Here is a 1,827-nt window from a genome sequence, read left to right on the forward strand (position 1 = left end):
TGCTTTTTATATGTGAATAAAAGTGGGTTTTCACTATGAGTTCTTTCTAGTGTTTCTGCTAATTTTTTAGATCTATTGTGATAGGAAGATTTAATTTTATTTTTATGACGTTCAAACATACCGCTCTTTATATAAATTTCTAAAGCCGCTTGAGAAATCATTGGACTATCAATATCTAGTATCTTTTTGTATGTATAGAACGCATTTGCAATGGATGGTGGGATGACTGCAACTCCAACCCGTAAACCAGGAAAAATAATCTTCGAATAACTTTTCAAATATATGACATGACTACAATTATCCAAGCTATATAACGGATCTGCTTTTGAATCAGTTTCTAAATCTGCTAAATAATCATCTTCCACTATAAATACATTGTATTTCTTAGCCAATAGTGCGATATTTTCTTTCTCATCTTTAGAATAAGAAGTTCCAAGCGGATGATGATATCTCGGTATCGTATAAAAGAATTTTATTTTTCCAGTTTGAAATATTTGCTCCAATTCATTCAAATCGATACCTTCATTCGTACGTTTAATACCGATTACAGGAACTTTATTTATTTCTAGATAATCAATATATAGATGATATGTTGGCTGTTCAATTAATACAGTTTCATTTCCATTCGGAAATGGTATAGAAGTTAATATAGCAAGCGCCTGCTGCACACCTGATGTTATAAAAATATTGTCTTCTTTCGTGAACACTTGATAATTTGCCAACTGTTTTTGAATGACTGGAATTAAAGATGGTAACCCTTTCGGTGTTCCGTATACGAACAAATCATTTTTATAAGTATCAATAGCCTTATTAATGCAATGCTGAAAATCTAAATATGGGAAAACATCTGGATCTGGTGCTGAAGAAGCGAAATCAATTATCTCGTTATTTTCTATGGTACTCCCAGATTTCTTAACAACGTAGTATCCACTTTGAGGGACAGAATATATAATGTGACGCTTTTCTAATTCATGAAGCGCACGTATAACTGTTGCCTTATTACATTCATATTGCGTAACGAGTGACCGTATAGACGGTAATTTCTTTCCTTCTTTTATATCTCCATTTTGAATCTTATTTTCAATGTCATTTAAAATATGTAAATACTTATACATATTACACCTCCTTCAGCAATTCTATATTTGATTCCATCGGTTTTCTATTCATATAGCATTCATTCCTCAATTAGTTAATTTTCCGATCATCTATATCGTAAATCCCAATAGCATATGAATCATTTTCAATCCATTTCTTTACTGCTTCTGTTTTAAGTACAACTTCAACTTCTTTTTCTATTTTCTGTCCAAGTTCTCTCGCCCCTACTTCATCATCGCTAATCTTAGTTTTTATATCAATGGTAACAGGTTGATTCTTTTTATAATTTATTTGCTGAATACCAAACCCTTCATATCCATTTTTTCTGAATACATCATCAAATATATGTCCAAAAACTTGATTCCATCTACTCTCTGCCTTTACAACTTCTCTATTTCTTTGAGTTATATTGATTTTATAAGACGTTACACCTTGTATCACCAATCTTTTATTAATATCATTTTTTATTTCGTTACTATCTTCGCTATCAGCAATCTCTAAATCTACTATCCTTTCTTTTTCATCTCTTATAGCAGCACTAAAAAAAGATTCCTCCTTTACCGCTGCTGTGGCAATATCCATCACTATAGAATCTTCACTTTTAGCATCTTCAATGTCATTCTCACAGGCACATAATAAAGCAAATGGAAATAAAAGTACAAGTAACTTCTTTCCCTTTCTCATGTAGCACCCCTCCAAACATTTTCATTTACGATAAACTTTTTACTTTGA

General features: G+C 31.5%; 2 protein-coding genes. Both read right to left on the minus strand.

Translation table 11 applies throughout. The features are described from left to right. Positions 1 to 1,115 (minus strand): PLP-dependent aminotransferase family protein (locus ACQGS6_RS27640; RefSeq protein ID WP_426965969.1); only part of this gene is annotated, 1,115 nt, incomplete at its 3' end. Positions 1,116 to 1,185: 70 nt separating this feature from the next. Then, on the minus strand, positions 1,186 to 1,779 hold the full coding sequence (locus tag ACQGS6_RS27645) for a DUF4030 domain-containing protein (protein WP_001225391.1): 594 nt from the start codon (positions 1,777 to 1,779) through the stop codon (positions 1,186 to 1,188). Positions 1,780 to 1,827: the final 48 nt, after the last annotated feature.

Source organism: Bacillus sp. GMs2/2, assembly GCF_050172095.1.
Taxonomy (GTDB): Bacteria; Bacillota; Bacilli; order Bacillales; family Bacillaceae_G; genus Bacillus_A; species Bacillus_A cereus.

Bases quoted from the DNA above. Each gene is read 5' to 3' on its own strand.
- ACQGS6_RS27645 (WP_001225391.1), bottom strand. From the start codon at position 1,779: ATGAGAAAGGGAAAGAAGTTACTTGTACTTTTATTTCCATTTGCTTTA.